This is a genomic window from Halarchaeum salinum, from assembly GCF_039520965.1.
Lineage (GTDB): Archaea > Halobacteriota > Halobacteria > Halobacteriales > Halobacteriaceae > Halarchaeum > Halarchaeum salinum.
Genome location: NZ_BAAABL010000022.1, coordinates 1 through 5,985 on the forward strand (window position 1 = coordinate 1; position 5,985 = coordinate 5,985).

At 58.7% G+C, this 5,985-nt stretch carries 5 protein-coding genes and 1 pseudogene; 1 reads left to right on the forward strand and 5 read right to left on the reverse strand.

Annotated features, from left to right (window positions below; all coding sequences use genetic code 11):
- Positions 1 to 101: pseudogene (locus tag ABDZ36_RS02755) on the forward strand (IS5/IS1182 family transposase); the annotation flags it as partial.
- A 21-nt stretch (positions 102 to 122) separates the two neighbouring features.
- On the opposite strand, the gene ABDZ36_RS02760 reads toward ABDZ36_RS02755, so the two are convergent.
- From ABDZ36_RS02760 to ABDZ36_RS02780, 5 genes are all read right to left on the reverse strand, one after another.
- Positions 123 to 569 (reverse strand): hypothetical protein, encoded by a 447-nt coding sequence (locus ABDZ36_RS02760; protein ID WP_211313724.1) that lies wholly within the window; start codon positions 567 to 569, stop codon positions 123 to 125.
- 49 nt (positions 570 to 618) lie between these two features.
- Entirely contained in the window at positions 619 to 756 is a 138-nt protein-coding gene (locus tag ABDZ36_RS02765) for a hypothetical protein (RefSeq protein WP_211313725.1), read from the reverse strand.
- A 1,016-nt stretch (positions 757 to 1,772) separates the two neighbouring features.
- A complete protein-coding gene (locus tag ABDZ36_RS02770) occupies positions 1,773 to 3,290 on the reverse strand; it encodes a primase-associated protein (RefSeq protein ID WP_211313726.1) in 1,518 nt (505 codons plus the stop codon).
- A complete protein-coding gene (locus ABDZ36_RS02775) occupies positions 3,290 to 4,171 on the reverse strand; it encodes a bifunctional DNA primase/polymerase (RefSeq protein WP_211313727.1) in 882 nt (293 codons plus the stop codon). Before ABDZ36_RS02775 ends, ABDZ36_RS02770 begins: the two co-directional genes overlap by 1 nt.
- On the reverse strand, positions 4,168 to 5,985 hold a 1,818-nt coding region (locus ABDZ36_RS02780), incomplete at its 5' end, for an ATP-binding protein (RefSeq protein ID WP_486187704.1). The genes ABDZ36_RS02780 and ABDZ36_RS02775, both read right to left, overlap by 4 nt.

The window sequence follows — 5,985 nt, forward strand, 5'->3', positions numbered from 1 at the left end:
CGTACGGCTCCGCCGTCCGAGCGCGAGCGTGGTATCGCCAGTTTCGTGAAATTGTGCTCGCCGCCGCAGTCTACAACGTCGAACAAGCCGTGAAACAGTGAATCCCGTCGCCCTCTGCGGATTCAATGAAGCCGTTCTTTCAGGAACTCCGCCTGTTTTGCGTCGTGCTCTTCAAGATACTTGTCGACATCGTCGACGGTCGAGAGGTCGGTGAGGTTCACGAGCCGCTCCTCGGCGCGTTCGTCGAACCGCTCGAGATCTTCCGTCCGATAGCTGTGATTGTCAACGTAGAAGACAAAGAGGACGTTGTACGTCTTGTTCCCATGCGGGACGCCCATCACAAGACGGCAGTAGACGCGAAGTGATCCGCCAGCGCGAATGACCTCAAGTTCGTCACATCCCTCGACCGTCTCGTAGATGTAGTGTTGCGGCGCGTCGCTGTCAATCGTCTTATAGAGTCGCTTGAGAACTTGGAGTTGCTGATCCCGCCCGAGCCCTCGCATCGACTTCCCGTAGGACTCCGTGAAAATCGCATAGTTCTCCTCGTCGGAGAGCGGGATGGTACTCACGTACTGGCGACTCGAACGCGATCACTAAAACACTGCGAGAGCACCGCAATCAGAACTTGAGGACGTCCTCGAACTCCTCGTCACTGAGCGTCCGGCCTTCCTCGAGGTCGTCGAGACCATCGAGAACCCCCGAGGGGACTTCTGCGTCCTTCTCGGCCTCGCCGTGTTCGCCCGGACTACTTGCCATATCAGTTTGTACGGCAAACCCGCCCATAAGCTTGTGGGTGGAGTGTCGACTGTCATCCATTCTTTCGCGGAAAGTCCAAGACAGCGAGTATGGGTGGAGAACGTGGGCGAAGCTTGGCTTACTTTGCAGATGGGGTGTACCTTCACACTATAGTAATCACCAGAAGTATCTACACACTCCCTCGCTGGATCTTCGAGAACCATCGAATAGACCAGTCTTTAGCGGCTGCCACTGCAAAGACTTCTGGACTCTACTATAGGTACGGGTTTCCCGCCTACTGTGGACGGAGAGAAAGCTGATACCCACAGTCGACTTCGTTGAAATCCGATTATATCGGCGGCTTTTCCCGTAGAAACAACTGGTGATCAACACTGGGTTCGACTCTGGTACTAAATCTACCTGCCAAAGACCGCCGGCAGCTTCGAAACTGAGACTGAATACACTATCTGCACCTCCGCTTACTGTTAACCAACGTCCAAACGGAATCCCCCAATTTGTTGGTTAAACACGGCGCATCGCTATGCCGCTTCTCCTCAGTGCACCTCTCACAGAAACATCCTAAGATACAGATATGAATATAGACTGAACAGAATTAAATTCCATCCTCCAGCCAGTCATAGCCCGTGGCATCTGCACCCTGTACCTCTACCTTCCTTTGGACGATTTTGAAGGTGCAGAGAGCAAAATAACGGGCTTAAAATCTGGTAGAGGTCCGTCGCGCAGATTTAAGCTGATAGCAATCCGCGCGACGACATCGGGGTTTCATGTAGAAATAGGAATTCTGCGCGACGGCGGGTTTAGAACCCCGAAATCGCGGGTAAAGCCAAATACCGGCCCTGTTACACGGATCACGGACTAGCATTCAACCCCTGGCTTTGAGCCAGCCCTCAGATCTGAATTAGAGAATTAGGGTTTAGAGCGCGTGAAACCCGAAGAAAATTGCGCGACGAGAATTGGACTCTTCCATAATATCTATGTCTTCCTACCTATCTGAATGTGGAGTTATTCGGCTGGTGCTAGAATTCGCTGGCGGAATCTAGCCCGTCGAGTTGGTCGTACATTTCGTCCGGGAAGGGGACACTACCCCAGATCGAGTAGTCGCACTGATCCTGGCCGATACAGTAGCGTTGGAGGTCGTCGTTATCGCAGTTCATCGGAAGCGGGGTGTCGCCCTCAATGGTGTTGGAGAACTCGTAGCGGATCTGGTACTCAGTTTCCTGCTCGTCGTACCACGGCCACTGGGAGAAGACGTCCTTGAGGTCGGCAACAATCTCGTCTAGACTACTCTCCTGGTACTGCGGGAGCCACATCACCATCCGCACGAAGTTATAGAGATCTTTCCGAACGGGCTTCTTCTCTTGGAGCCGCTCAGCCATATTCGCCATGCAGGGCAGCTCGAAGAGGTCCTCGATCGACTCGACGGTGATCGGGTGAGCGCCACGTGACGACGCATCGATCCGGTACTGGTTCGTTTCTCGGTCGTGCTTGACGGTGAGTCTGCGGTGGTCTTGCTGCGAGACGAGGAGATTGCCGAGACTGCGCGGACTCGACACCCGGTTCTGGATGCTCTGTTTCCACGCTGCCTCCGGCTCGTAGGCAGCCAGCGCGTCATAGAGCGCTTGCGCAGAGTGGAACGCCCCAACCCCCGCCGTGTCATCCGCGGCGTGGGTGACTGCCTCTCGAAGGACGCGAACGAGACGTTCACCTCGGTCCCAGTCCCGCCAAATTCGGTCGTGGTTGCCACCCTCGAGGAAGCGGTCGATCCGCTCAATGATTGCCGACTCGTTCGCCACCAACCACGTCTGCTGGTCCTCGGAGAGGCCGTCTTCCTGCTCGCGGAGCAGTGTCTTGAACGCGTCTCGTGCGTACTCGCTGTATTTCTCGTCGAAATCACCAGCCGGCACGTACAGGTTGTTGTCCTTCACACGCGTCCGAATCTCCGCCGTCTCACCCTCATCACTGGGCCGTTGGTCGTCGCGGACGAGACATTTCCGGGAGGCGGCGGCCATCGGAATCTCGAGGTAGAGGCCGCCGTCGAATTCGGGTATCTCCTTGATTCCGGTGCAGACGCGTCCCGGGTGCGGGCCATCCTCTCCCGGATCTTTCGCGTAGAGAACCTCCGCAATATCCTGCTGGAGCGTGCCGTCACTGTATTCGCGCATGAGTGAGCCGAGATTGCTCACGTAGAGTTCGCGAACGTCGTAGAGCGGCTGGATCTTCCGCGGGGGGACGTCCTCGAACTTCGGATGGGCTTTGATGCAGATCGCACTCAGCGTCGCGAGGACCGCGAGTGTGCCTGGTTCGTCGACGAACGGCTCTCGTGCTGCTGTATCCCGGACGTCGTCTTTGAACGCGGCCGTCCCGAAGCGTTCGAGGTCGTCGAGGAGGTCTTGGGGCTGGTCCTCGCCGTCGACGGTATAGCGGTTGAACCCACGCGTGAACAGCTGGTTAATCCGAATCTCCCCATACTCGGTGGGGAGCGCGGCGACTTGGTAGGCGGTGCGTTCGTCGTCCGTGGGGGTTGTGGTAGCCATCAGTCGAGGAAGGCTGGCGTGGCAGTCCGTGGGTTGAACTGCGGAGACTCGATCGGCTGGACGATACGGGAGACGTCAACGTGGAGTGAGTAGGGGAGGCGGGCGACGCGGCGCCGATCAGCAGTGACGACTGGGTCAATTGGGATGTCGTACGACTCGAGGAGGAGGTCGTTGAGAACCTCGCGACTCTGTGCGTCGTAGCGATGGGCGAGATCGGTATCGAGGAGGTAGACGTGGACGCCTTGGCCGCTGTAGACGACCATCGTTTCCTCGGCGTCGAAGTCGTCCGCGAAGATATCGCGCACCTCGAATCCGTACTCGATCGCTTGGTCGATGTCCTCGAAGGCGTACGGATACCCAGTGGGGTCTGCGTCCAGTATGCCGGTCGCTTCGAGAAGTGCCTCGTCGTCGCGATGGCTGGTGTCCTGTGGGAGTGCGTCTGCGGCGCGTTCGCGAGCGATCGTTTTCGCGTCGATGTCGACGAGTAGTACCCAGGGGCGCTCCCAGTTATCGAGGGCGTAGTAGACTGCATCCGGACGCGGGTCTGGCTGGTCAAGGAGGCCGGGGTCAGCGAGTGCGAATTCGCTTCCGTCGAGCGGGTCGTTCCGTGCTGGATGCTGGATGAAGTCGAGAACGTCGTCAAATCCGTCGAACTCCGCCTGCTGTCGCTCACCGGCGGTATCAGTCTGCCACGTATCCCGTCGAATGAAGTCCTTGTCCGGCACCTCGTCTTTTCGGACGGGATGAGGGTGGTCGAACGCGAGTGCGTACTGTTTCGGCCCGGTCGCCGTGATGAACGACGGCAGGTCGTCGACATAGTCGGGGAATTCGTCGCTGTAGTACGTGTCCAGGTCGTCGCGAGTCGCAGCGCGCCACGTCATTCGTTATAGGTCTCGTCGAGATGGTTGAAGCTCTGAACGGTGGTTAGCCCGGCGGCATCCAGTTCACTCACCGCATCGCGAATACCTGCAAACGAGCGAGTGGCGCGCCCACTCACGTTGTCTGCGAGTCGATCCGCGTCGGCGAGCGTGTCGATGGTTTCGACGGCGAACGAGCGTCTGTTGAACGCCCAGACGACGTCCGCGTCGACGACGCTCATTTTGTCGTAGTCTCCGATTGGCGCGTCGTTGTTGTGACTCGCCATCTCTACTTCACCGACCCAGACGAGCGTTCCATCGTCGTCGAAGCCGGCGACGTCGAAGACCGTCTCCGGGTCGTGTTCGTAGTAGGTTTCGACACGCGTGACGGACTTGTGGTCTTGGAGCCAGCGACGCAGGAGTTCGACACCGACCTTGTGGGGTGTTCGTTCACCGATATCGCCCTGTCCGGGACCGACTGCGAGTCGCTCGCCGAGAAGTTCACGACCCGCTGGGAGAACGGTGTAGTAGGTCCGTCCACAAGCGGACGCCTGCGCGAGCAAGTCTTGATCAAGGAGTCGCTGAATGTCGAGATCGGCGTACTCGTCGCGGAGTTCACTCATCGGCTCGAGGAGGGATTGAGCGTCGGCAGCGCCGTTCATCACGTCGAGGACGTCCTGCAGGAAGCGTGCATCGTCGCGGCTGAGTCCACGACGGTCCAACTCTGCGTCAGGGACGGACACTCCACCAGCGTCAACTGGCGATGTATCGGCTTCTGACTCCGAAGAGGCCGACTCGGAGGCCGACTCGGAGGCCGACATTTCCGAGTCGTTTGTTGAGTCACCACCGCCGAGAAGCGGACTGCTCTCGGTAGCGGTGGAGTCACTACTGGTTTCGTTGGGTGAGCCACTGAGCATCGTCGACTCGGAATGGGTGGTTTCCGCCTCCGGCGATGTGGAGTTGTCAGAGCCACTCCCCCAGCCGTCGTCCGCGGCTGTATCGGATTCTGCGCTGAGGCCGTACTGGCGTTGCGTTCGCTCGACGATACGTGGGAGTGTTACTGACTCGAACTGGGACGCTTCCATTTCGGTGAGCGGAGTGTCGCTTTCTGGGTGGCCCTCGGCGATGGGGAGTGGCTTCATCGAGAACGGCGACGGGCCGGTTTCGCCGAACGCTGGACTCGGAAGCTGGGCGATCCACTCTCCACTCGGCAGTGTGTTCACGCGATTCCGGAGTTCGGTCGGACTCAATCCCTCGTGTGCAAGCGACTCCGCGAGGTCTCGCTCCATCGAGATGTTGCCGATGAGCTTCGTCTTGATGTTGTTCAAGACTTCGTCGTAGGCACGCTCGCTGCGATTGCGTACTTGGCCGGGGAACTGCATCACGAGCCCCATGCTCAGGCCGAACGAGCGGCCCTGGGGGAGGAGTTGCTCGGAAACGAGTCGCGTCGACGCGACCGGCGCGGCTTCTTCAATGATGAGGTTGGTTAGGTTCTCGTAGTCGGTTTGGCCGTCGCGCCGCCGCACCTGCACGGCATCCCAGAGGTTGCTCAACAGAAGGAGCGTGACTGCCTGCTGTGCTTCCGGGCGGAGGTCGCCCAAGTCGAGGAGGATGGTGACGTCTTCGTCGAGGAAGTTTCGGAAGTCGAAGTGGTTCTCGATGTACTCGCCGGCGTCGTTCTGCGCGGGCGTATGGTTGAAGACACGTCGGAGGTGGGGGCTTTCGCGGAGTTGTTCAAGGCGATTCCCGGCCGCGTCCATCGACGCTTGGTACGTGTTTAGCCCCAGATCGATTTCGGTAGTCTCTCGTAGGGACCGAGAAACAAATGACGTAGATCG